The 23,265-nt window shown below is 65.5% G+C and carries 20 protein-coding genes; 12 read left to right on the top strand and 8 right to left on the bottom strand.

Annotated elements, in window-relative coordinates:
• Positions 1-63 precede the first annotated feature (63 nt).
• Positions 64-1,245: a phosphoserine transaminase gene (gene serC, locus ACVZTU_RS14695; RefSeq protein WP_139468167.1), complete on the top strand. Its 1,182-nt coding sequence runs from the start codon at positions 64-66 to the stop codon at positions 1,243-1,245.
• A 307-nt stretch (positions 1,246-1,552) separates the two neighbouring features.
• Here the strand turns inward: serC and ACVZTU_RS14700 are convergent, their stop codons facing one another.
• The 5 genes from ACVZTU_RS14700 to ACVZTU_RS14720 all read right to left on the bottom strand — a co-directional run bounded on the left by ACVZTU_RS14700 (position 1,553) and on the right by ACVZTU_RS14720 (position 5,491).
• Positions 1,553-2,050 (bottom strand): DUF456 domain-containing protein, encoded by a 498-nt coding sequence (locus tag ACVZTU_RS14700; RefSeq protein WP_139468166.1) that lies wholly within the window; start codon positions 2,048-2,050, stop codon positions 1,553-1,555.
• 179 nt (positions 2,051-2,229) lie between these two features.
• A complete protein-coding gene (locus tag ACVZTU_RS14705; protein WP_482400717.1) occupies positions 2,230-3,507 on the bottom strand; it encodes an MFS transporter in 1,278 nt (425 codons plus the stop codon).
• Positions 3,508-3,515: 8 nt separating this feature from the next.
• A complete protein-coding gene (locus ACVZTU_RS14710) occupies positions 3,516-4,475 on the bottom strand; it encodes a DUF3027 domain-containing protein (protein WP_482400718.1) in 960 nt (319 codons plus the stop codon).
• Positions 4,475-4,855 carry a cold-shock protein gene (locus ACVZTU_RS14715; protein WP_101543626.1) on the bottom strand — a complete coding sequence of 127 codons (381 nt, stop codon included), beginning with the start codon at positions 4,853-4,855 and terminating at the stop codon, positions 4,475-4,477. The genes ACVZTU_RS14710 and ACVZTU_RS14715 overlap by 1 nt, the downstream gene beginning before the upstream one ends.
• A 405-nt stretch (positions 4,856-5,260) precedes the next feature.
• On the bottom strand, positions 5,261-5,491 hold the full coding sequence (locus ACVZTU_RS14720) for a hypothetical protein (protein ID WP_101543627.1): 231 nt from the start codon (positions 5,489-5,491) through the stop codon (positions 5,261-5,263).
• 73 nt (positions 5,492-5,564) lie between these two features.
• On the opposite strand from ACVZTU_RS14720, the gene ACVZTU_RS14725 reads away from it, so the two are divergent.
• Both ACVZTU_RS14725 and ACVZTU_RS14730 read left to right on the top strand, forming a co-directional pair.
• Positions 5,565-7,709 carry a helicase-associated domain-containing protein gene (locus ACVZTU_RS14725; protein ID WP_482400719.1) on the top strand — a complete coding sequence of 715 codons (2,145 nt, stop codon included), beginning with the start codon at positions 5,565-5,567 and terminating at the stop codon, positions 7,707-7,709.
• Positions 7,710-7,844: 135 nt separating this feature from the next.
• On the top strand, positions 7,845-9,479 hold the full coding sequence (locus ACVZTU_RS14730; RefSeq protein WP_137211323.1) for a DNA repair helicase XPB: 1,635 nt from the start codon (positions 7,845-7,847) through the stop codon (positions 9,477-9,479).
• A gap of 75 nt (positions 9,480-9,554) precedes the next feature.
• Here ACVZTU_RS14730 and ACVZTU_RS14735 read toward each other — a convergent pair whose 3' ends face one another.
• From ACVZTU_RS14735 to ACVZTU_RS14745, 3 genes are all read right to left on the bottom strand, one after another.
• Complete coding sequence (locus tag ACVZTU_RS14735) at positions 9,555-10,631, bottom strand: IS110 family RNA-guided transposase (RefSeq protein ID WP_139470449.1); 1,077 nt, start codon at positions 10,629-10,631, stop codon at positions 9,555-9,557.
• Between the two features lie 335 nt (positions 10,632-10,966).
• Entirely contained in the window at positions 10,967-12,646 is a 1,680-nt protein-coding gene (locus tag ACVZTU_RS14740; protein ID WP_482400720.1) for an ABC-F family ATP-binding cassette domain-containing protein, read from the bottom strand.
• Between the two features lie 104 nt (positions 12,647-12,750).
• Positions 12,751-13,713 (bottom strand): EamA family transporter, encoded by a 963-nt coding sequence (locus ACVZTU_RS14745; protein ID WP_262778116.1) that lies wholly within the window; start codon positions 13,711-13,713, stop codon positions 12,751-12,753.
• A 215-nt stretch (positions 13,714-13,928) separates the two neighbouring features.
• Here ACVZTU_RS14745 and ACVZTU_RS14750 point away from each other — a divergent pair, with 215 nt between their 5' ends.
• The 9 genes from ACVZTU_RS14750 (at position 13,929) to htpX (ending at position 23,238) form a co-directional block, all read left to right on the top strand.
• Positions 13,929-14,540, top strand: coding sequence for a CGNR zinc finger domain-containing protein (locus ACVZTU_RS14750; protein ID WP_482400721.1), 612 nt, complete (start codon positions 13,929-13,931; stop codon positions 14,538-14,540).
• 15 nt (positions 14,541-14,555) lie between these two features.
• Positions 14,556-15,332, top strand: a complete 777-nt coding sequence (locus tag ACVZTU_RS14755) for a hypothetical protein (RefSeq protein WP_482400722.1) — start codon at positions 14,556-14,558, stop codon at positions 15,330-15,332.
• 217 nt (positions 15,333-15,549) lie between these two features.
• Positions 15,550-16,308, top strand: a complete 759-nt coding sequence (locus ACVZTU_RS14760) for a response regulator transcription factor (RefSeq protein WP_039208507.1) — start codon at positions 15,550-15,552, stop codon at positions 16,306-16,308.
• 30 nt (positions 16,309-16,338) lie between these two features.
• Positions 16,339-18,417, top strand: coding sequence for a sensor histidine kinase (locus ACVZTU_RS14765; protein ID WP_482400723.1), 2,079 nt, complete (start codon positions 16,339-16,341; stop codon positions 18,415-18,417).
• Positions 18,414-20,486, top strand: a complete 2,073-nt coding sequence (locus ACVZTU_RS14770; protein WP_482400724.1) for a S1C family serine protease — start codon at positions 18,414-18,416, stop codon at positions 20,484-20,486. The genes ACVZTU_RS14765 and ACVZTU_RS14770 overlap by 4 nt, the downstream gene beginning before the upstream one ends.
• A gap of 228 nt (positions 20,487-20,714) precedes the next feature.
• A complete protein-coding gene (locus ACVZTU_RS14775) occupies positions 20,715-21,002 on the top strand; it encodes a WXG100 family type VII secretion target (protein ID WP_035321190.1) in 288 nt (95 codons plus the stop codon).
• 214 nt (positions 21,003-21,216) lie between these two features.
• Positions 21,217-21,966, top strand: a complete 750-nt coding sequence (locus tag ACVZTU_RS14780) for a PspA/IM30 family protein (protein ID WP_101543641.1) — start codon at positions 21,217-21,219, stop codon at positions 21,964-21,966.
• The gene (pspAA, locus tag ACVZTU_RS14785; protein ID WP_139468159.1) at positions 21,963-22,247 is read left to right on the top strand and encodes a PspA-associated protein PspAA; all 285 of its coding nucleotides are present in this window, start codon (positions 21,963-21,965) and stop codon (positions 22,245-22,247) included. The genes ACVZTU_RS14780 and pspAA overlap by 4 nt, the downstream gene beginning before the upstream one ends.
• A gap of 79 nt (positions 22,248-22,326) precedes the next feature.
• Complete coding sequence (gene htpX / locus ACVZTU_RS14790) at positions 22,327-23,238, top strand: zinc metalloprotease HtpX (protein ID WP_101543644.1); 912 nt, start codon at positions 22,327-22,329, stop codon at positions 23,236-23,238.
• Positions 23,239-23,265 lie beyond the last annotated feature (27 nt).

Consider the following 23,265-nt stretch of genomic DNA (forward strand, 5'->3'; position numbering starts at 1 on the left):
GCACGTCCGTCACATGACGGACCGGTGCCAGGCGCCGGGCGGGCCCGCCGTAGAATGTCGAGCGTGACTGCGACGAATATTGAGATCCCGAAGAACCTCCTGCCCGCCGACGGACGCTTCGGGTCCGGCCCGGCCCGCATCCGCCCCGCCCAGATCGAGGCGCTGACCTCGGCCGCGACCGAGGTGCTCGGCACCAGCCACCGCCAGGCTCCGGTGAAGAACCTAGTCGGCCGCATCCGCTCCGGACTGGCCGAGCTGTTCAGCCTGCCCGAGGGCTACGAAGTGGTGCTCGGCAACGGCGGGTCCACCGTGTTCTGGGACATCGCGGCCTTCGGCCTCGTCCGCGAACGGGCCGCCCACGCGACCTTCGGCGAGTTCGGACAGAAGTTCGCGAAGGCCACCGACACCGCTCCGCACCTGAAGTCGTCCCTCGTCCTGGGCGCCGAACCTGGCACCGCTGCGATCCCGACACCGGAGGCCCTGGCTGCCGCTGGTCTCGTGGACTCCCCCGCCGAGGCGGCCACCGGAGAGTCCGCCGCCGACGTCTTCGCCTGGCCCCACAATGAGACCTCGACCGGTGTGGCCACTCGGATCGCACGTCCGACCGGGATCGCCGAGGATGCCCTCGTCGTCATCGATGCCACCTCAGGTGCCGGCGGACTGGCTGTCGACATCGCCGAGACCGACGTCTACTACTTCGCCCCGCAGAAGAACATGGGCTCCGACGGCGGACTGTGGGTGTCGATCATGTCGCCGCGCGCGATCGCCCGCGCGCAGGAGATCAAGGACTCCGGACGCTGGATCCCGACCTCGCTCGACCTCGTCACCGCGATCGAGAACTCGGCCAAGGACCAGACCTACAACACTCCGGCCGTCGCAACCCTGCTGCTGCTCGCCGAACAGATCGAGTGGATCAACGGCAACGGCGGTCTGTCCTGGGCAGCCGAACGGACCGCTGAGTCCTCCGGGCTCGTCTACGACTGGGCGGATTCCGCCGAGGCGGCCCACCCCTATGTTGCAGACGCTGCGGATCGTTCGTCGGTCGTGGCCACCGTCGATTTCGATGAGTCGGTGAATGCTGCTGCTGTGGCCAAGGTGTTGCGGGCCAATGGCGTCGTCGACGTGGAGCCCTACCGCAAGCTCGGCCGCAACCAGCTGCGCATCGCGACCTTCGTCTCCGTCGACCCCGACGATGTGCGGGCACTGCTTGCCTGCATCGACTTCGTCATCGACGCCCTCAAGTAGCGCAGAGCCGCGACCGGCGGCTGCGGACGCAACGCATACGCAAGTTTCCAGTGTCGGCCGCCAGCACCTCGGCCGCGCAACTCCTCCACTCAGTGCCATAACGACCCGTTGCAAAGGGGTGTTATGGCACTCAGTGCGTCGGATGCGTTTGCCGCGGTAGGAGAAGCCACTCCGAGGACGTATTGCCGCTACCGGTGACGGATGCATGCGCCACGGGCGGAACTTGGGGCATCCCTCACCCTTCGCGACAAAACACCCCACTGCAACGATGCAATTAAGCCCTAACGGTGACGGATGCTTGCGAGCCTCAGGCGAAGAAGTGGATGAGCACGCCGATGCCGAAGGTGATGCCGGCGAGCATCGCGAGGATGAACTCGATGCCCGCACCGAGGCCGATCGCCTTGATCGACTCCCAGCTGGAGTTCCACGCCGTCTTTCCGTCCTTGAGGCGGGAATACTCGGCGAGGTAGAGGCCGGCGACGAAGCCGATCGGCAGGCCCAGCACCGGAATGACGAAGAAGCCGATGACGGCGAGCACCCCGCCCAGCAGCACCGAGGAGTTCGGCACCTGCATGGACTTGAGTTTGCGGCCCGTGAGCACGAGCGAGGCACTCATCCCGGCCGCGACGAACACGGCGACGATGGCGAAGATGATCCACGCGGTCGGTCCGCCGATGATGATCGCCCAGGTGAGAACCGCGATGGCGATGAGGATCGACCCGGGCAGCACCGGCACGATGATGCCCAGGCAGCCGACGAGGATCGCCAGGCCGACGAGCACCGAGGTGATGATGTCAGTTGTCACAGTCCGTCCGTTTCCATTGCTCGACCCTCGAATCCCTCGCCGAGGCGGTCGATCGAAATTCTATGACACGAACCTCCGGGCCCGCCGAGTGCCAACCCCCGCAGAGTGCCGGCTTCCGCCCGACACCGCCCGAGGTCGAACTCCCACCTGCGGACAGTTGCCCCGCCCGCTCGAACCCGTCAGTGTCCGCTGCCGCCCGGCGGCCTGCCCTGATAGCTCATGTGCAGCCGGATCCGCGACTTCGGATCCCGGTGGAGGCGCAAGTCCTTGGCCATGATCATCCACAGCAGGCCCACGGCGAAGGCGATGATCCCCGAGGCGGCTCCGACGACGAGCGCCATCCGCGGTCCGAAGGCATCGGCGACCCAGCCGGCCAGGGGTGCCCCGATCGGGGTGCCGCCCATGACGACGGCCGCGTAGATGGCCATGACTCGGCCGCGGTAGTTCGGCGCGGTGGTCGTCTGCACATAGGCGTTCGCCGAGGTCATCATCGTCAGCGATGCGAAGCCGACGAACATCAGCGAGGCGGCGAAGAGATAGTAGTTGGGCATCAGCGATGCCACGCCGACGGCCACACCAAATCCGCCGGCGGCGCCGAAGATGAAGCGCAGGCGGGGCTTCTCCCGCCTGGCCGAGGCGAGCGCCCCGGTCACCGACCCGATGGCCATGACGGAGTTGAGCAGACCGAAGCCGCTGGCGTCCTTGCCGAATTCGATCTTCGCCATCGTCGCCGTGTAGATGTTGAAGTTGAATCCGAAGGTCGCGACGATGAACAGCACGACGAGCACGACCGTGATGTCCGGGCGTCTGCGCAGATACTTCAGTCCGCCGAGGACTCCGCCCTTGCCGCGCCGACCGGAAGGATGCAGATTCGACTTGTCGAGCCGGAGGAGCACGGTGAGCGTCGCCGCGAAGCCGAGTCCGCTGATGAGGAAGACGGGACCGGGCCCGATGACAGCGGTGAGCACACCGGCCACGGCCGGACCGATCATGCGGGCGCCGTTGAAGGACGCCGAGTTGAGGCTGACGGCATTCGGCAGCAGCTTCTCACCGACGAGTTCGGAGACGAAGGCCTGCCTGGCCGGGTTGTCCAGGGTCGTGAGCATCCCGAGCGTAAACGCGAGCACGTAGACGTGCCAGAGGACGATGACGTCGGTGATGGTGAGGACGAAGAGGACGAGTCCGATGAAGCCCAGCAGCGCCTGAGTGACCATGAGCAGACGCCGTTTGTCGAACTTGTCGACGAGGTTTCCCGCGAACGGGAACATGATCAGCTGCGGTCCCAGCTGCAGCGCCATGGTGAGACCCAACGCCGAAGCGTTGTTGTCCGTGAGCATGGTCAGGACGATCCAGTCCTGCGCCGTGCGCTGCATCCATGTCCCGGTGTTGGAGATCAGGGCACCGGCGAACCAGTGCCGGTAGTTCGGCTCCGACAGCGACCGGAACATCTGGGACATCGAGTGGTTCAGCCCTCCTGGAACTCGAGCTCGCCGGAGTAGTCGTCGACGACCGCTTCAGCAGGCTCGTTGTTCGGCCGTCTCACATCGGTCTCCGAATGCGCACCGCACCCGGATTCGAGTCCGACCACGCGGCCGTCGAACGGCGACCACGCATTGGCGCAGACCCCGAACTTCTGGCGCAGCGATCCGGCTATCGGCATGAGGTAGCCGCAGCTGCCGCAGTGCCCGGCCGCGCGTGAGGCGAACTCGCTGTCGGGTCCGGCATCCGATTCCGACCACCGGCTCGCAGCCGCGCTCAGCCCGTCGGAGGAGAGCACGCGTTCACGACCGAGACCGAATTCGAAGTTCTGGATCTGGTCGACGTTGTCCGCCGAATTGTCCTCGGTCTGCTGGAAGCCCGGCTGCAGGTTCGGATCCTGGTCGAGCTTCGGCAGGGTGTCGCGCGGGCCCATATCGCCGGGTTCGAGCCGTTCCTCCCACGGCACCCACTCAGGGGCGACGAGAGCATCGGGCCCGGGCAGCAGCGCGGTTTCGCAGACCGTGACCTTCTTCGCACGCGGAGCGCGGGCGAGCACGGCCACCCACCGCCAACCGCGGTAGGTCGGGTCGGTGCACACGAAGTAGTGGGTGACCAGGCGGGTCGCCTCGGCCACCGTGCCCAGGTGTTCGCCGACGACGGCAGTGCCGGCCACCTCGGTGATGGCGGTGCGGGCGATGTCGATCGCCGCGGCCAGCTGGGTGTCGAGGACGACCTTCTCCGTGCCCGATCGCGGACGACCGGTCTTCGATGCCTTCGCCGAGGCGGCCGTGCCGGAATCCGCGGCGACCGCACTTCCAGCGGCGGTCGATTCGCCCGCAGCGGTCGGCACATCGCTGCCCGGGGCCGCCTCGGTGGTCTGTTCGGCGTCGTTCTCGGCGGGCGCGGCGGTCTGCCGGGCCAGCCAATCACTGAACAGTGATGACATCAGGACTCCAAATCGTCGGCAATCGCCCGCAGCAGGCTGGCGACCTTGTTCCCATGGGTGGGGTCCGGGTAACGGCCGTGCTGCAGTCCGTTGTTGAGGTCATCCAAAACTTTGATGACATCTTCAACCATAACTGCCATGTCCACGGCCGGACGTCGGCGGGCCTTGGCGACTTTGCCGGGAGTGGTGATCGGGCGGGCCTTGAGCACCTGCGCTCCGCGGCGGGAATCGACGACATCGTATTCGAGCCGGGTGCCCTTGGTGACTTCGACTCCCTCGGGCAGCACGGAGGAATGGAGGAAGGCCTGCGAGCCGTCCTCGGCGATGACGAAGCCGAAGCCCTTGTCGGCATCGAACCATTTCACGCGTCCGGTGGGCATGATGTCCTTTCTGTCTGTTCGTACCCGTTGAAGCGGGCTGATCGTACGGTGCCCGCAGGTGCGGGCTGTGTGTCGGTCGGCTGCGGAGTCGGATTCCGCGGCCGGCAAGCAGGTCGGGTGGTGTGGTCGCAGTGCTCGTGTGCCCTCATCGCCGTCAGTCAGACCATGCCGACTGCGGGACCGAGGGCATCGCATCGGCGCTGTGATCCCTGGCTCTCACCTGTCCGTGGAGGTCACGTGCAGGGTGGCGGTGAGCACCTTGTCCGCGGCGGGAGATCACGGGGGCGTACGCGATTGGGTGGTCGGCCGCCTCGGCGAGGTGGGGATCCGCACCATTCGATCACACTGTGCGGGTGGGGCTCATGCCCGTACCCGAACCTGCGGGGTGAGGCATGAGTGATGGTTTCAGCGGTGGCCCACCCCGGTCTGTCTGCGTCGGATGGCGGCTCGGATCATGGCCACGCAGGCGAGGATGACGGCGATGGGCACGAGGATCATGGGCAGGTAGGTCAGCAGCGGACTGGGCGTGAGTCCCATCCAGGCCTGGCCGAGGACGCCGATGAGGCCGAGCGCCCCGATGGCTGCGGCGGCAACCGCGGCGACGACGATGGTCGTGTCGACTCGAGTGGCTGACAATGCGCGTCCTTCCGTCCGATCTCTGATCCTTCTCTGCGCCTCCATTGTACCCCTCGCGATAGACTGATCTGCGATGTCAATGACCTTCAGCCAGTGGCTGTCCCACAGTGCAGATGCCGACTTCGAGTCCTTCGTCCGGACTCGACGCGACCTCCTCCAACCCGAGTCCCCGACGATGGCGGCCCTGGCCGCGGCCGCGTCCTCGCGCATCGGGGTCTCCCGCGGCATCGAAGCTCTCGATGCGCAGTCGCTCGAGGTCTTCATCGCCTTGGCCAAGGCGGCCCGGACGACGCCGGAGATCAAGATCACCGGCAATCCGCATATCGATCCCGCCCTCGCCGAGGAGGCCCTGCCCCGACTGCGCGACCTCGGCCTGGCATGGCCTGCCGGTGGGGATGCCGATGCGGGTGGGTCTGGTGGATCTGCGGGGTCTGGCGGGTCTGCTGGGTCTGCGGTTGGGGGCGTGTGGAAGATCCAGTCCGAGGCCATCACTCTGCTGCCCACCTCGGCGGCCGAATCCGCCCGAGCCTATCCCTGGCAGATCGACCCCTCATCGATCGATTCGAGCACGGCCGCGATCGGTCAGCCGCTCATCCACAACAGCGAACAGGCCGCCGTGGCCGAGGTCATCTCATCTCTGCGCGGCCTCGTCGATGAGCTCGCCGCCTCCCCGATCTCCCGGCTGACCAGCGGCGGCATCTCGAAACGGGACGTCTCCCGACTCGCCCGCACCCTCGAACTGGGTCTTGAGCAGACGATCACCCTGCTGCAGGCGGCGAAATCGCTGCACCTCATCGGCATCCTCGACGATGCGCTCGATCCGCAGTGGACAGCCGCCGACGATGCCGATTCCGCCCTCGCCGGCGATCGTGCCGAACTGTGGGCGGCGCTGATCGGGGCGTGGCTGCGCGATCTGCTCGACGTCACGCAGCTGGCGGCGGGGGCGAGCGAGAACGAACGCCTCACGGTGCTCGCTGCTCCGAAGAAGTCCCTGTTCAAGGGCTACGGGCTGTCGGTGCCGGCGATGCCGCTGCTGCGCTTCGCCGTGCTCTCCGTCCTCCATGACATCGGTCTGGGGTCGGCACGGTCGGCCGGGTGGATCCATGCCGAGGTGCTGCGTCGGCATCCGCTGCTGCCGGCGCACGAATTCGCGATGACCGAGGCCGTTCTCCACACCTGTGTGAGTTTCGGGTTGGCGACGACTCCGCTGCAGGAGCCGGATCATTTCGGTCCGAGCCGGTTCGGACTCCGTCTGGCCGCCGGACTGGATCGGGTGATGGCCGAGCATGCCGAGCAGGACCCCTCGATCCTGCCGTTGGGTGTCTCCGCCGATGCCCTGACAGTGCCCGGCGATGTCATCGCCGCGGTCACCGAGGGGCTGGGGGCCGAGGTCGACACAGTGCTCATCCAGTCCGATCTCACCGCCGTGGCCACCGGCCCGATCGAACCACGGGTCCACCGTATTCTGCGCAAGTATGCCGTCGTCGAGGCACGCGGCCAGGGCACCGTCTATCGCATCGACGCCGAGACCATCGAAGACACCATGCAGTCCGGGACCACCCCGGAGGAGGCCTTGGCCGAACTTGCAGGCATCAGTGCCGAAGAGCTGCCGTCGACCTTGGAATTCCTCGTGCAGAACACGGCCTCGAAGCTGCGCCGGGTGCGGGTGGCAGGGGCCCGGGCGGTGCTCATCGTCGACGACCCGGTCGACCTCGATGTCATCCTCTCCGATCAGGCGATGATGCCGGCCGGTCTCGAACGTCTGGCCCCGACCGTGGCGATCGCCCAGCTGGGCCCGGAGCGGACGATGCATCTGCTCGAGGCCGGGGATCATCATGCTCTGCTGCATTCGGCGGCCGGACCGGTGCGCAAACGTCGGGTGATCACCGAATCGGAACCCGAGGTCAGCGTGAGGCGACGTCCCCGGGTCAGCGACGGCCACCTCGGCGAATATATTCGGATCCTGCGGTCCGCACCGGCGGCGACCGCCCAGGTGAGCACGGATGAGCCTTTAGGGCATATGGATCGGCTGCGGGAAGCGGCGGAGGAGAAGCGTCGCGTGCTCATCCGGATCGCGGATTCCCACGGCAAGGAACGGACGATCGAGATGCTGCCGGCCACCCTCAACGCCGGCCGCGTCCGCGGAGCGGTGACGACCACCGGCGCCGAGGCTTCCCTGTCCGTCGCCCGCATCGTCTCCGTCGACCCCTCCCCCTAATTGCTACCTGACGGGGGCCCAGCAACCTGGCGCGAGGTATCAGGGCCCCGTCAGGTAGCTCGGAGCGGGAACAATCGAGGTGATGGACGTGTTGTGTCCTCTGGTGTCATCACACTTCGGGAAGGGAAGTATTGAATGAATGGTCCGTTGATCGTGCAGTCCGATCGGACTGTGCTGCTGGAATCGGGACATCCTCTGGCCGTCGAGGCGGCCGTGGCGATCGCCCCGTTTGCGCAGCTGTCACGGACCCCGGAGTACATCCACACCTATGAGATCACTCCGCTGGGGCTGTGGAACGCTCGCGCCAGCGGCCATGATGCCGAATCCGTCGTCGATGTGCTCCTCGAATTCGCGAAGTACCCGGTCCCGCATGAGCTCCTCGTCGACATCGTCGACATCATGGACCGCTTCGGTGTCCTCACCCTCATCGACCACCCGATCCACGGCTTGACCCTGACCTCGACGGAGACGGGACTGCTCGATGAGCTCGTCGGTCAGCCCGACCTCGTCGGCAAGTTCGGCAAACGCATCGATGCCGAATCCGTCCTCGTCCACCCCTCCGAGCGCGGCGAACTCAAACACGCCCTGCTGCAGCTGGGCCACCCGGTCTCCGACCACGCCGGCTACGTTGACGGCGAAGCCCACGAGATCTCCCTGTCCGATGATGCCCACGGCGGGCAGTGGCATCTGCGCGACTATCAGAAGCAGGCGATCGACCAGTCGCTGTCCGGTGAGTCCGGGGTCGTCGTTCTGCCGTGTGGTGCGGGGAAGACGGTCGTCGGTGTGGCCACCATGTCTCGGGTGCAGACGACGACGCTCATCCTCGTGACGAACTCGGTCTCGGCCAAACAGTGGAAGGACGAGATCCTGCGCCGCACCACCCTGACCGAAGACGAGGTCGGCGAATATTCGGGATCGACGAAGGAGATCCGCCCGATCACCATCGCCACCTACCAGGTGCTCACCACCCGGAGGAAGGGCTCGTATCTCCACCTCGAGCTCCTCGATGCCAAGGACTGGGGCCTGGTCATCTACGACGAGGTGCACCTGCTGCCGGCGCCGATCTTCCGGCTGACCGCAAGTCTGCAGGCTCGCCGTCGCCTCGGCCTGACCGCGACGCTGGTCCGTGAGGACGGACGCGAAGACGAGGTGTTCTCCCTCATCGGACCCAAGCAGTACGAGGTGCCGTGGAAGGAGCTCGAACGACTCGGCTATATCGCCTCGGCGGCCTGCCATGAGGTCCGCGTCCGGCTCGACGGCGGAACCCGAACCGCGTATGCCCGCGCCGACGGGGAGGACCGGTACCGGTTGGCCGCGACATCGGATGCGAAGCTGCCGATCGTCTCCGAGCTCGTCGCCGATCATCCTGATGCCCAAATCCTCGTCATCGGTCAGTACCTCGACCAGCTCGAGGAGATCGGAGCCGAACTCGGTGCGCCCGTGCTCACCGGGCAGACCCCGGAATCGGTGCGCCAGGAGCTCTTCCGCGAGTTCCGGTCCGGGGAGATTCCGGTGCTCGTCGTCTCGAAGGTCGCGAACTTCTCAGTGGATCTGCCGGCCGCCTCGGTGGCGATCCAGGTCTCCGGAGCGTTCGGGTCCCGGCAGGAGGAGGCTCAGCGCCTCGGACGGATCCTGCGTCCGAAGGAAGACAAGGGTTCGGCCACGTTCTACACGGTCGTCGCCGCCGATACCGTCGATGAGCATTTCGCGGCTCAGCGCCGCCGCTTCCTCACCGAACAGGGCTACAGCTACAGCATCGAAGTCCGCTGACTCTCCCCTCAATTGCTACCTGACGGGGGCCCAGCAACCTCGCGCGAGGTGGCTGGGCCGATCCTTCTATGTCTGTCAAGCCGGCGTGGGAATTGTTTCTAGCCCGTTGAGAATCTTGAAAACTCGACGCGCGAGATACCATTTGAGCTTGCGCTTGAGTTCCCTCTTCGACTTCTTCGTCGGGTCCTCACCAAAGCGCTGGGCAACATAATCCCTGGTTCTCTCATCGTGGATCATCCGGTTCGTGATCACCGTGTGCAGGGCCCGGTTCAACTGCCGATCCCCACCCCTGTTCAACCGGTGTCGTTGCGTGTTGCCCGACGAAGCAGGGATCGGATTCGCCCCTGCCAGGGCTGCGAACGCAGCCGCGTTACGGACTCGTCCCGGATGCGACCAGGCGGTGAAGAACACCGCGGCAGTGAACGTACCGATCCCGGGTTCGGCCAGCAAGACTGCCGCCGGACTGGCCTCAACAAGTTCAGCGAGCTTGTCATGGTTGTCCTGCAGATCGTCATCAAGATCGAGGACGCGTTGAGCTAAACGGACCGCTTCGTCCCGGGACGTGGCCAGGCCGATGTCTTCCTTCCTCGACCGCCACTTCGAGATCTCGACGAACTGGGCATCGGTCAACGAGTTACGGGCATCAATTCCCAGAGCGACAGTGCGCACCAACGCGGTCAGGGAGTTGATCATCCGGGTCCGTTCGGTGGTCATCGCGTCCCGGGCTGCCAACAGCACGCGCAGGCCCTGGCGGACTCCTTCGCCTTGGCGTGGCCACCGCAGCTGGTCGGTGTGTAGCGCCAGCACGGACTTCGCGATCCGGTAGGAGTCGAGCTCATCGCTCTTACCCACGCCGTACCGGGCTTTGGCATCCATGCGCCCAGCTTCGACCACGGGGTATTCGGTCGTGGCGATATGACCGGTCAGCACCGCCCCGTAGGATGCGGTTCCTTCCACGACCCACAGGGTGTCGAGGTCACCTTTCGTCCACCGGCCTGCCCAGGTCAGGGCCCGTTTGATGCCGGCCCGAGATGTCGGGAAGCTGCCGGTAGCCACGAGGATGCCGGTGTTGGTGATGATCGTGTAGACGTGTTTTCTGGCGTGTGTATCGACGCCGATGAAGAAGTTGTATAAGTGCGCGACAATGGACATAGCGGTTCGAAGCTCCCTGTTTGACCGATAGGTTGTGCGGCCGCTTGCGGCCGGTACCGGTCCGGGATGAGGTCACTTCGGAACAACACTGTGATGAGTCACGCCCCGGCAAGGGGCGGACAGCCTTCTGATCAAGTTACCGAGGTGGGCCGAGTCGGTGCCGGCCGCACCACCCATGTGATCGGACAAATCGGCCCGAAGACACCACCAAAAGGGGGTGGGTCACCGCCAGGTTGAGTCACGATCACGGGGTGGAGAGGCCAGCACCTACTCTGCCAGCCGGTCCCAGACCAGCCACTACCAAGACTCACAGCCGTCAGGTAGTTCGGGGAGACTCACCTCCGGTCGCGAACCACTCGGCCTTCGTCCCAGACCGGTGTTGTCGACTCATAGACTTCGCCGTCGGCCCCGAAGACGAGGAACCTGTCGAAGTCACGAGCGAACCAGCGGTCGTGAGTGACTGCCAATACCGTCCCATCGAACGATTGCAGCGCAGTCTGCAATGCCTCAGCGGAGACGAGGTCGAGGTTGTCGGTGGGTTCGTCGAGCAGCAGAAGGGTTGCGCCCGCGAGCTCGAGCAGCAGGATCTGAAAGCGCGCCTGCTGTCCGCCCGAGAGCGAATCGAAGGACTGTTCTGCAGCACCGGCCAGCTCGTAGCGGGCAAGTGCCCGCGAAGCCGGTTCTCGCGGCAGGCCTGCTCGATGTTCGTCCCCGCGGTGGAGGATGTCGAGCAGGGTCCGCCCGCGCAGATCCGGGCGGCCGTGCGTCTGCGCGAACCAGCCGGGGCGCACGCGGGCTCCGAGTCGCACTGTTCCGTCGTGGGCGACGGGTGCGATGTCGATGTCAGAGACCGGGCGGTGCTCGGGTTCGGGGTCGCTGCCGCCGGCTGCGAGCAGTCTCAGAAAGTGGGACTTTCCCGAACCGTTCGATCCGAGTACGGCGATCCGATCCCCGTAGTGGACTTCGAGGTCGAACGGCAGCATGAGGTCGGTGAGTTCGAGCTCATCGGCGACGATCGCGATCTTGCCCGTGCGTCCACCGCGCAGACGCATTCCGAGGTTCTGTTCACGCGGAATGGCTTCGGGCGGGCCGGCGGTCTCGAAACGCTCGAGACGAGTCTGCGCGGCCCGGTACCGCGAAGTCATGTCCGAGTTGTAAGCGGCCTTCTGCTTGTACATCTGCACCAGCGACCGCAGCTTCGCGTGCTCCTCGTCCCATCGCCTGCGCAGCTCCTCGAGCCGTTCGAACCGGTCCGACCGGGCCGCGTGGTAGGTGCCGAATCCGCCCGGGTGCACCCATGCTGTGTTCCCCGCCGCGGAGAGCTCGACGGTGATGATCTGCGTGGCCGCCTGTGCAAGCAGCTCACGATCGTGGGACACGAAGAGGACGCTCTTGTCCGTGTCCTTGATCTCGGCTTCGAGCCACCGCTTTCCCGGGACATCGAGGAAGTTGTCGGGCTCGTCGAGGATGAGGATGTCATCGGGTCCGCGCAGGAGCGCTTCGAGCACGAGTTTCTTCTGCTCCCCTCCCGACAGGGTGGTGATCTTACGGTCCCGGCAGCGGTCGTACGACATTCCCAGCGCCGAGGTGGTGCAAGTGTCCCACAGCACCTCGGCGTCGTATCCGCCCACGTCCGACCAATCGTTGATCGCCGTGGCGTAGGCCATCTGCACAGCCGTCGACTCGCTCTCGGGTCCGAGCAGCTTCTCTTCGGCCCGACGCAGATTCGCCGCCGCACGACGGATCGGCTTCGGAGCCAGTTCCTCGAGCGCCTCGGCGACGGTATCGGCGGAGATGAACTGACGCATCAATCCGATGCTGCCGGTATGCGAAACAGCTCCCTCATCAGGGACGAGCTCACCGGTGAGGATCCTCAGGAGGGTGGTTTTGCCGGCACCGTTGGCTCCGATGAGCGCGGATTTGGCCCCGTCCCCGACGCGAAACGACACCGATCCGAGCAGAGGCCTGCCGTCGGCGAGGGTGTAGGAGACATCGTTGATCTCGATATGGCCCATGTGGTCAACCTATCAACATCTCTTAACATCGCAGATGTCTTCGAGCTACCTGACGGGGGCCCAGCAACCTGGCGCCAGGTTGCTGGGCCCCCGTCAGGTAGTAATTACGTGGTGATGAGGGAGGGTTCGGACTTGGCGACCACCTCGCGGCGGGCGACGCGGCGGGCCAGGCGGGACTCGCCCCACTTGATGAAGCCGACGCCGCCGAGGATGAAGACTCCGCCGAAGAGCTGGATCGGGGCGGGCATCTCGAAGAGGACCAGCCAGGCGACGATGACGGAGAACGGGACCTCGACGAGGTTGACGAACGATCCGACCGTCGCCCCGACATAGCGCAGACCGAGGATCCCGGTGATGTAGGCGCCGACCGTGAAGACGACGATCATCGCCATCGGCACGACCCACGACATCGACACCCCGCCGAAGTCGACGTCCGCCGTCACCGCGTTCCACGGCATGATGCCGGCGAGCACGATGGCCGACATCGCCAGCGCCCCGATGCCCATGCCCAGACCGGTCAGCGCGACCGGTGGGATCGTGATCGTGTCCTTCGCTGAGACAAGGAAGTAGCTGGCCAGGCAGACCGCGGCAGCCATCGCCATGACCACGCCGAAGATGCTGATCGACGATCCGCGCAGGTTGAGCACGAGCAGGAGCCCGATCATCGAGACGACGACCCCGATGAATGTCACGGTCGCCGGCCGGGTCCGCGTTCGCGCCCAGATCCAGAAGACGATGAGCATCGGCGCGGTCATCTCCAGCAGCAGCGCCACAGCCACGGTGAGGTGTTCGACGGCGACGAAGTAGAACCCCTGGACGCCGGCCATCGAGACCAGGCCGTAGGTGACGACGGTGCGCCAGTGCGTGAGCACTTCGCCCCAGCGTCCGCGCAGAGCGATGAGGGTGGGGATGAGCAGCAGGACCGCGGAGCCGGCCAAGCGGATGAGCACCACCGCCCCCGGCGTCCACCCGATTGCGTACATCGTCTTCGCGATCGGCCCCGACACTGCGAAGAAGAACGCGGAGGCAAGAGTGAGCAGGAACCCTGCGATGACGGTGCGATTCATTCCTGACCTCCTGATGTGGTGAAACGTTGAGTGGCCTACGAGGACAGACGTCCCCGAGGTGGTGGTGCGGTGTTGAGTTGACAGTGCGACGCTGAGCGGATGGCGCGGTGGCGGATCATCCCCTCGCCGAGGCGGCCCGACGGCTGCTGGTTTCAGTATCGACCCTGAATTTGAAATGGGTCAAGTGCATTTTGGTCCTTACATCCTGTGGCAGAATGTCATTCACCATGGCTTTCATCTACGACATTCGCGCGAACCTCACGATGCTCGTCGACCTCCTCAACACCTCCGGCGACATCACGGACGGCGGTGACGAACTGACGACAACCGCGAAACTCCGCGAATTCGCGGCCCGGCACGACTTCTCCGGACCTTTGACCGCCACCAGAAGCGACGTCGACGAGACCCTGGAACTGCGCCGCAGATTCGCCGCAGCACTGGATGCGAGCATCGACGCCGAGACCGACGACGAGGTCGAAGCGGGGACGATCGCGGTCGTCGATGAGATCAATCTCACACTGAGCGACTCGGGGTCAGTGCCGCAATTGGTCAAACACGACCATTGGGACTGGCACCTGCACGCGACCGGCGCTCAAGCCAGCCTGGCCGACCGAGTGGCCGCCGATGTCGCTCTGGTCCTCATCGACCTCATCCGCTCCGGCGATCTCGACCGTCTCGGGCGCTGCGCCGCCGAGGACTGCCGCGCCTACCTCGCCGACTTCAGCCGCAATCGCTCGAAGCGCTTCTGCGATACCGGCAGCTGCGCCACCCGCACACACGTCGCGGCTTTCCGCGCCCGCCACTCCGACGCCGACTCCCACATCTGACCCGAGGAGCCGCCCATGTCGCTTCAGCCCTTGCGCATCACCGCCGGACGCAAGCTCGCCGCCGGCATTGCAGGCATCATCACCATGTCGGCCACGCTGACGTCGGGCTTCGCCATTGCGGTGCTGTCATTCCTTCCCGCGGATCCCGGAGGGCTGCTGAGCGAAAAAGTCGTCTTCAGCGCCCTCGCCGTCATCGTAGCCCTCGTCTCTGCCGCCATCAGCTTCCTGCTCGTACTCGCGGCCCTCGGCCGCTTCCGCACCGGCGGCAGCCTGTCCAGGTTCTTCCGATACCAGCTGGCGGCACTCGGGGCCGGCGGCGGGCTCGGCCTCGGCTTCGTTCCCACCATGACAGACGCGGCTCCGATCTGGTGGGTGGTTGCAATCGCCGCCGGCCTCGGACTCATCGCCGTCTCCCTGCTCGCATTCCGTAAGGCCCGTTATCCGATTCTCGACCGCCCTCCCTGCCCCAATGCAGCCTTGGCCGAAGGCAGCGTTATCGACTACTGGTCCGGTTCCTCGGCAAGAGCACCGAGCCTGACCGTGGTTCACTTCGTCGATAACAAGGGCCGGGACCGCTGGGCCCGTCACCTCGTCCAGCAGGACCCGTCACTACGAGGCACTGTCGGCCAGGTGATCTATGACCGCCACCGCCCCGAGCGGGTTCGGCGCTTCGCCGTCACCCGGCAGCTCTTCGACCTCCGCCCGCCGCGTGAGATCCGAGAGAATCCGACATCCCGGTCGGGCACCGTCTTCCCAATGCCACCCGACCCTCGCCCGCCGCGCCCATACTGAGCCGAACCCGCCCTACCCACACCCGCCCCGACGATCGTTTCTGAACGCAAACTGGTCGCGACCACATTTTTCACTGAAATCAGGCCTTCATTCCTGAGAGCGAATACCCGATCCAGGACTAAAAAGGACTTTCCTGAGAGTTTTCCAGTGACGCATGTCACATTTGCATTCAGCTGACCTCCAGCCCACTCCCAGAATCGGGTCCCAGACTGGAGCCATGACTACAGCACAGAACGACACCGACATCGAAGCCACCCTGCTCGTTGTCGATGATGAGCCCAATATCCGCGAACTCCTGTCCACCAGTCTCCGCTTCGCCGGCTTCGACGTCGTCTCCGCCGCCAACGGCGCCGAGGCGCTGCGCCTGGCCGAGCAGACCGACGTCGACCTCCTCGTCCTCGACGTCATGCTCCCGGACATGGACGGCTTCACCGTCACCCGCCGACTGCGCCAGATCGGTATGAACGCCCCCGTCGTGTTCCTCACCGCCCGTGATGACACCTCGGACAAGATCACCGGTCTGACCGTCGGCGGTGACGACTATGTGACGAAGCCCTTCAGTCTCGAAGAGGTCGTCGCCCGCATCCGCGCCGTCCTCCGCCGCACCCGCAATCTCGAGGACGAAGAAAACGCCGTCATCGTGGCGGGCGACCTCGAACTCGACGACGATACCCATGAGGTCCGCCGCTCCGGCATCCTCATCGACCTCTCCCCCACCGAGTTCAAGCTGCTGCGCTACCTCATGCTCAACACGAACCGCGTCCTGTCGAAGTCGCAGATCCTCGACCACGTGTGGGAATACGACTTCGGCGGAGACACCGGAATCGTCGAGTCCTATATCTCCTACCTGCGCCGCAAGATCGACGTCACCCCGGAGACCGATGCCGCCGGCCACCCCGTCGAGATGGAGTGGACACCGATGATCCAGACCAAGCGCGGGGTCGGCTACATGCTGCGCACACCGGAATCCAAGTAGTCGTCCATGCAAGGACGATAGATTACATACGTGGCAATAGAATCCCGTCCCTCCCGTCCCGGCTTCTGGGAAGAATGGTCTCTGACCACCAAGCTGCTGGCCATCATGATGCTGCTCATGCTGCTCGTCCTCACGGGGACGAGCGCTTGGGTGTTGGAGAACCTGCGCGACAGCCTCGTCCAGCGCACCGATGAACGACTCATCAGCGCCTCCGAGACCCTGGCGAAGCAGGCCTACCAAGATGTGTTCCAGAAGGCCGAACTCCAGTCCGGGGACGACGACGCCGAGGATGCGCCGTCGTCGACGACGATCGATTCGAATTCCTGGGATCAGCTCAAGAGCCTCCTGCCGGGCGGATTCTATGTGCAGTTCTACAACACGGACGGGGATCCGATCCGCGACCCCGTCGCCCCGGAGCCGCAGAACCATCCGATCCTGCCGAAGATCAACGAGAAGGAAGTCTATTCGCGCGGCGGCGAGCCATTCACCGTCGCCGGAACGAGTTCGCAGTGGCGGGCCCGGGCGATGAAGGTGAAGAACACCGACGTGCTCGTGTCCATCGCGGTGCCTTTCGACCGCGAAGTCGACAACATCAACGAGCGGGCCCGGAACACGATGATCGGCATCGGCCTGTTGGCCCTGGCGATGGTCGCCGGAGTCGGCTATTGGGCGATCAACAACACGTTCCGGCCGCTGCGCGATATCGAGAAGACCGCCTCCCGCATCGCCGCCGGAGACCTGTCCCAACGTGTGCCCAGCTATCCGCGCAACACCGAGCTCGGGCGGCTGTCGGCGGCACTGAATACGATGCTCGGGCGCATCGAGGACTCCTTCGACGGGCAGACCCGCTCGGAGAAGCGCATCCGCCAGTTCGTCTCCGACGCCTCGCACGAGCTGCGCACGCCCCTGGTCACGATCCGCGGTTATGCGGAGCTGTACCGGCAGGGTGCGATCACGAAGTCCGAGGACGTCGCCAATGCGATGGAGCGGATGGAGTCCGAGGCCAAGCGCATGGGCGTCCTCGTCGACGATCTCGTCGTCCTGGCCAGGCTCGACGAGCAGCGTGCCGCCGAGATCGGTCCGGTCGATCTGCACAAGGTCGTCCGCGATGCCGCCGCCGATGCCGCGGCACAGGCCCCGGACCGCGATATCAGCTTCATCGGACTCGACGGTGAGGACGCCCAACCCGTGCCGATGATCCGCGGCTCCGAATCGAAGATCCGCCAGGTCATCGTCAACCTTGCCGGCAACGCCGTGCGGCACACCCCCGAGCACGCGGCGATCGAATTCGCCGTCGGCGTCGTCGGTCTCCCCGAGTCCGTCGACCCCGATTCCGCGGACACCGGCGAGATCCGCGAGGGCGGCGCCCGCGGCCAGAACGGTCGCAATGGTGCGAAGAGCGGGGCGAAGGACAAACCCCGTGAACGCGGGTTCGTCACCGGAGGGGTCCGCATCTTCCGCCGAGGCGACTCCGCCGGACACGACCAAACCGACACCCAACCGACCCCCCGGACCGCTGCACAGTCCCCGACCAAGCCCGACCGTCAGGTGGGTCCCGAGAGTCCCGCCGCGAATGCGGAGCGGGGAGAGGGGCAGCACAACGGGCAGCTCAGGACACCGTCCAGATCACAGTCGGCGCAACCCACCGGTCCTCAGAATTCCGGATCGCAGAGTGGGGCAGCGGCCGATTCTCCGGCTATGTCTCAGTCCGATTCATCGACCGACCCCCAGTCCGGTTCGCAGTCCAAGGCTCCCGAGCCGGCGAACATCGTCCCCGATGTCACGGCGGCCGGATCGATCACGGTCGATGAGTCACTGCGAGGATTCCCCAACGGCAGGGTCCGCTTCGAGGTCAGGGACCACGGTGACGGTATCGACCCCGAGGTGGTTCCGCGCATCTTCGAGCGCTTCTACCGCCTCGACGTGTCCCGGACCAGGGACACCGGCGGGTCCGGGCTCGGCCTGTCGATCGTCAAGGCGATCGTGGAGAACCACCATGGTGCGATCTCCGTCCACGAAACTCCGGGCGGCGGTGCGACGTTCCGCATCGACCTGCCCATCTCCGACAACGGCGAAACCACTGCGGACACGCGAAAGGATGAGCGATGAACGAGAACACCGACCCTCAGAATCCGGATGAGGTGTCCCGCAGCTCCCGATCGGATGATCAGACACCGCCTCCGTCGGGGAATCAGGGCAGCGGTTCCGCCGGCGGGGGACGTCGCAGCCCATCGGCCGGTGGCTACCGCGGGTCCGGAGCCGAGGTTCCGCGCACCTTCCCGTCCCAGCCCAACGGTCCTGCACGCGTCAGTCCACCGGTCGCACCGCCGGAGAGACGCCCCGACGTTCCGTCGACTCAGGCGCAGAACCCTGTGGACGGATCCCCTCACCGAGGAGGCTCTCCCTCCCAGCAGCCGTCGCCGTATCAGCCGAACGGGCAGCAGCACTCTTCGTACCAGCCAGGCAGCCAACAGCAGGGCGGCCAGCAGGGACACCAGAGCGCCCACGGCAATTACGGCAGCCAATCGCAGCCGGGTCGGCAGAACGTCCAGCCGAATCAGACTCAGCACCCGTCCCCGTACGGGCAGCACCAGCAGAATGGTCCGCAGTCGTATCAGGGCCAGAACAACGCCGGACAGAGCAGCACCGGCTCGACCGCTGACGGCTCCGGTCCCTCGGCAGCAGTCGGCGCCACGGCGGGAGCCGGAGCAGCAGCTGCTGGCGTTGGGGCTTATCAGGCCGGGGTGAACTCTCAGCAGACAGGTTCCGCCGGCTATCCAGCCGCTCCTGGCCACCCGAACGGCCCCCAGAACCCGCAAGGTCCCGGGTACCCGAACGCTCCGGGCCAACAGCCTGGTTCCGGTCAGCAGGTCGCTTCGAACCCTCAGAACGCTCCCGGCCAGCCGACCGCCTCCAATGCCTACTCGGCGGCACCCGGCTCTGTCCCCTATTCCTCGGAATTCTCGGCCGTCGGTTCCCAGCCCGGACCCGGTGGGCCGGGGAATCCCAACGGTCCCGGTGGTCCGGTCGGACCGGACGGGTTCGGTCCGTACGGAGCTCAGCAGCCGCCTCGGCGAGAGAAGAAAGGACCCGGTTGGGGCGCGACGATCGCGATCGGCCTGGTGGCCGCGCTCCTCGGTGGGGCTCTCGCTTTCGGCGGAAACTATGCGCTCTCGTCGCTGCAGAACGACGAACCGCGCAAGGTCGCCGAGGAGACGATCGAGACCCCCGATTGGACGCAGGTCGCAGAGAAGACCTCCGACAGCGTGATGTCGATCCAGGTCGGCACTCGAGGCCAGGTCCAGGGGCTCGGCTCGGGCGCGCTGTACGACGATCAGGGCCACGTCATCACGAACAACCATGTCGTCGCGCCGGCGGACACCCCCGACGGCGAGATCGCCGTGACCATGAAGAACGGCGAGACGACGGAGGCGAAGATCGTCGGCCGCGATCCCTCGACCGATATTGCCGTCATCAAGCTCGAGCAGGTGCCCGACGGGGTGAAACCGTTGGTCATCGGCGATTCGAAGAAGCTGACCGTGGGCGACCCCGTGATGGCCCTGGGCAACCCGCTCGGCCTGGCCAACACCGTGACCACCGGCATCGTCTCCGCGCTCGACCGTCCGGTATCGACGGAGAACATCGGCGACGATGCCTCCTCGCAGGAGAAGGAGATGACGATCACGAACGCCATCCAGACCGATGCGGCGATCAACCCCGGCAACTCGGGTGGACCGCTGGTCAATGGTGATGGCCAGTTCATCGGCGTGAACTCGGCGGCCGCATCGCTGAGCCAGGGCGAGGGAGGTCAGTCCGGGTCGATCGGCATCGGATTCGCGATCCCCGCGAACCAGGCTGTGATGATCGCCGATCAGCTCATCTCCTCCGGCAAGGCCCAGCATCCGTTCCTCGGCATCACTCTCACCGACGGGCACATCAACAGCGGCGGGATCAGCCGAGGCAGCGCCAAGGTGCAGTCCGTGGCCGGTGGGTCTCCCGCGGCCAAGGCCGGAGTCAAGGACGGAGACGACATCGTCGAGGTGGCCGGAACCAAGGTGAACAATGCCATCGCCCTGCGTGCCCTCGTCCGCGCTCAGCCGGTGAACACCCCGGTCGAAGTCACCGTGGTCCGCGGCGGGAAGGAACAGAAGCTCGACGTCACGCTCGTGCTGCAGTAGGCACGTCGCCGAGTCGGTCCGCTGGCTCAGCGGTCAGCCGCCCGAACGTTCACCACTCGAGCGTCCGCGCGTGGGGATCCCGTCGTGACTCAGCCACCTGGAGGGTGTGGACAGCCGAACGCTGTCCACACCCTCTTTCCGTGCTCTTCCCCTCCTCTGTCGAGTCAGCCGACACTGATGTCGTCTCGCCCGACCGCGGCGGAACGTCTCTGACCAAGAGGAGTGATGATGAGTTTCGAAGTTGACGCCGAACGCGTCCAATCCGCTGCCACAGCCGCCGCGAACACCTCCCGCAATCTCGTGTCCGAATCCGACACGATGATGCGCAATCTGCTCGCCCTCCAGGAATGCTGGCGCGGCAGTGCGGCCCAGAATTTCCAAGCCGTGGTCAACCAGTGGGAGCGTGCGCAGAAGCAGCTCATGGAATCGCTCAACTCCGTCCACGGAGCGCTCCACACCGCGGCCCGGCAGTACTCCGAAGTCGAGGCGGCGAACTCGCGTCTCTTCGCCCCCTGAGCCGATCGGATTCGAGCGCCGGGACCTCTGCCGCTCATCCCCGAGTTTCTGCGGCCGGGATCTGTTCGTTCTCGTAGTCGGCGTCTGGCAAACTATCAGCCTTTCTCAGTAGACTTGAGAGCGATAGTTCGCGGCGGTGTTGGCCAAGAATCTCCGGACCGGAGTGGATCGGGTTGGCAGCGTCGGGTCAAACCAATGCAGGAGTCGACTACGGATGAGTATCTTCCAACGGATCGCGACGATCTTCGGTGCCAAGGCCAACAAAGCTCTGGATAAGGCCGAAAACCCCAACGAAACCCTTGACTATTCGTACCAGAAGCAGCTGGAGCTGCTGCAGAAGGTCCGTCGTGGTGTTGCCGATGTCGCCACCAGCCGCAAGCGCCTCGAGCTGCAGATCAACCAGCTCGAACAGCAGCAGAACAAGCTCTCCGGTCAGGCCGAGAAAGCCATGCAGATCGGTCGTGAAGACCTCGCCCGCGAGGCACTGACCCGCAAGTCGGGGCTGACCCAGCAGATCACCGACCTGCAGACCCAGCACGAAGGACTGCAGGGCGAAGAGCAGAAGCTCACTCTCGCCTCGCAGCGTCTCCAGGCCAAGGTCGACGCCTTCCGCACGAAGAAGGAGACGCTGAAGGCCACATACAACGCTGCCGACGCACAGACCAAGATCGGCGAGGCGTTCTCGGGCATCTCGGAAGAGCTCGGCGACGTCGGACTCGCCGTCCAGCGCGCCGAAGACAAGACCGCGTCGCTGCAGGCGCGGGCCGGTGCCGTCGATGAGCTCCTCGCTTCGGGTGCCCTCGACGACGTCACGGGAACCCAGAAGGACGACATCACCGCCCAGCTCGACTCCCTCTCCAGCGAGAACGACGTCGAGATGGAGCTCCAGCGGATGCGTGACTCCCTGCCTGCCGGGTCCGAGAAGCAGGACCAGAAGTCGCTCGAAGGTGAGGATCAGCAATGATCATCCGCATCATGGGCGAAGGACAGTTCGACGTCAAGAACGTCGACCAGGACCTGCTCCAGAAGTACGACAACCAGGTCGAAGATGCCGTCAACGCCGGCAACGAGGAAGCCGCCCGCACCGCGCTGAGCGCCCTCCACGACTACGTCACGGCCAACGGGCAGCCCGTCGCCGATGACTACCTCGGATCCTCCGATGTCGTCATCCCCTTCGTCGACGCCACCTTGGCCGAGATCGCCGAACTGCTCACCGGCGAGGGTTTCATCCCGGACCCGGCCTGAAACCACAGAGCACCGAAATGCACCCGGCCCATTGTCTTCGACAGTGGGCCGGTTCTGCCACTGCCAGAGAGGAACCCCGATGAAGAATCGCTTCGTCAAAGACAACGGACTGACCATGCGGATGGGATGGACGATCTTCCTCAACGGCCTCATCTATGTCGTCCTCATCCTCGCGATCTGGTGGATCTTCGGACAGAACATTCCCGGAGTCATCATCGCCGTCCTCATCAGCGCCGGCGCGTTCTTCTTCCAGTGGTACTTCTCCGACAAGATCGCCATGCGTGCCATGGGCGGACGGGAGGTCTCCCCCGAGGAGGCTCCGGAGCTGCATACGATCGTCGACCGACTCTGCCAGCTGGCCGATTCGACGAAACCCCGCGTGGCCGTCTCGAACTCTCCGATCCCCAATGCCTTCGCCACCGGCCGCTCCCCTGAGCGCTCGGTGGTGTGCGTGACCCGTGGTCTGCTCGAGAAGCTCGACCGTGATGAGGTCGAGGTCGTGCTCGCCCATGAGCTCTCACACGTCGCCCACCGCGATGTCACGGTGATGACGGTTGCCGGCGTCACCGGTGTCGTCGCCGCGCTGATGATGCGCGCCGGTTACTACATGAGCTTCGGACGGTCGAACAACAATAACAACGGCATTCCGATCCAGCTGCTCTTCATCCTCGTCGGTGCCGTCGTCTACGGGCTCTCGTTCGTCCTCATCCGCGCCCTCTCCCGATATCGCGAGTTGGCCGCCGACCGCGCAGCAGCCATCCTCACCGGTGCACCGTCGACCCTGGCGTCGGCGCTGACGAAGCTCAGCGGAGACATGGCCAAGATCCCGGAGAAGGATCTGCGGTCGTCCGCCTCGGCGAACCACCTGGCTCTCATCCCCGCCATCAGCGGAAAGGCCGCCTTCGGCCAGCTCTTCTCCACTCACCCCTCACTCGAGAAGCGACTGGAGCAGCTGGCCCAGATCTCCGCCCAGCTCTCCCGCCCCGAGTGAGCACCAACTGCACCTTTTGAACTGCGC

It is taken from the genome of Brevibacterium sp. OS20 (assembly GCF_056837565.1).

Bases quoted from the DNA above. Each gene is read 5' to 3' on its own strand.
- pspAA (WP_139468159.1), top strand. From the start codon at position 21,963: ATGATCATCCGCATCATGGGCGAAGGACAGTTCGACGTCAAGAACGTC.
- ACVZTU_RS14735 (WP_139470449.1), bottom strand. From the start codon at position 10,631: ATGTCCATTGTCGCGCACTTATACAACTTCTTCATCGGCGTCGATACA.
- ACVZTU_RS14725 (WP_482400719.1), top strand. From the start codon at position 5,565: ATGTCAATGACCTTCAGCCAGTGGCTGTCCCACAGTGCAGATGCCGAC.
- ACVZTU_RS14745 (WP_262778116.1), bottom strand. From the start codon at position 13,713: ATGAATCGCACCGTCATCGCAGGGTTCCTGCTCACTCTTGCCTCCGCG.
- ACVZTU_RS14705 (WP_482400717.1), bottom strand. From the start codon at position 3,507: ATGTCCCAGATGTTCCGGTCGCTGTCGGAGCCGAACTACCGGCACTGG.
- ACVZTU_RS14780 (WP_101543641.1), top strand. From the start codon at position 21,217: ATGAGTATCTTCCAACGGATCGCGACGATCTTCGGTGCCAAGGCCAAC.
- ACVZTU_RS14710 (WP_482400718.1), bottom strand. From the start codon at position 4,475: ATGTCATCACTGTTCAGTGATTGGCTGGCCCGGCAGACCGCCGCGCCC.
- ACVZTU_RS14755 (WP_482400722.1), top strand. From the start codon at position 14,556: ATGTCGCTTCAGCCCTTGCGCATCACCGCCGGACGCAAGCTCGCCGCC.
- ACVZTU_RS14715 (WP_101543626.1), bottom strand. From the start codon at position 4,855: ATGCCCACCGGACGCGTGAAATGGTTCGATGCCGACAAGGGCTTCGGC.
- ACVZTU_RS14750 (WP_482400721.1), top strand. From the start codon at position 13,929: ATGTCATTCACCATGGCTTTCATCTACGACATTCGCGCGAACCTCACG.
- ACVZTU_RS14740 (WP_482400720.1), bottom strand. From the start codon at position 12,646: ATGGGCCATATCGAGATCAACGATGTCTCCTACACCCTCGCCGACGGC.
- ACVZTU_RS14760 (WP_039208507.1), top strand. From the start codon at position 15,550: ATGACTACAGCACAGAACGACACCGACATCGAAGCCACCCTGCTCGTT.
- ACVZTU_RS14775 (WP_035321190.1), top strand. From the start codon at position 20,715: ATGAGTTTCGAAGTTGACGCCGAACGCGTCCAATCCGCTGCCACAGCC.
- ACVZTU_RS14770 (WP_482400724.1), top strand. From the start codon at position 18,414: ATGAACGAGAACACCGACCCTCAGAATCCGGATGAGGTGTCCCGCAGC.
- htpX (WP_101543644.1), top strand. From the start codon at position 22,327: ATGAAGAATCGCTTCGTCAAAGACAACGGACTGACCATGCGGATGGGA.
- ACVZTU_RS14730 (WP_137211323.1), top strand. From the start codon at position 7,845: ATGAATGGTCCGTTGATCGTGCAGTCCGATCGGACTGTGCTGCTGGAA.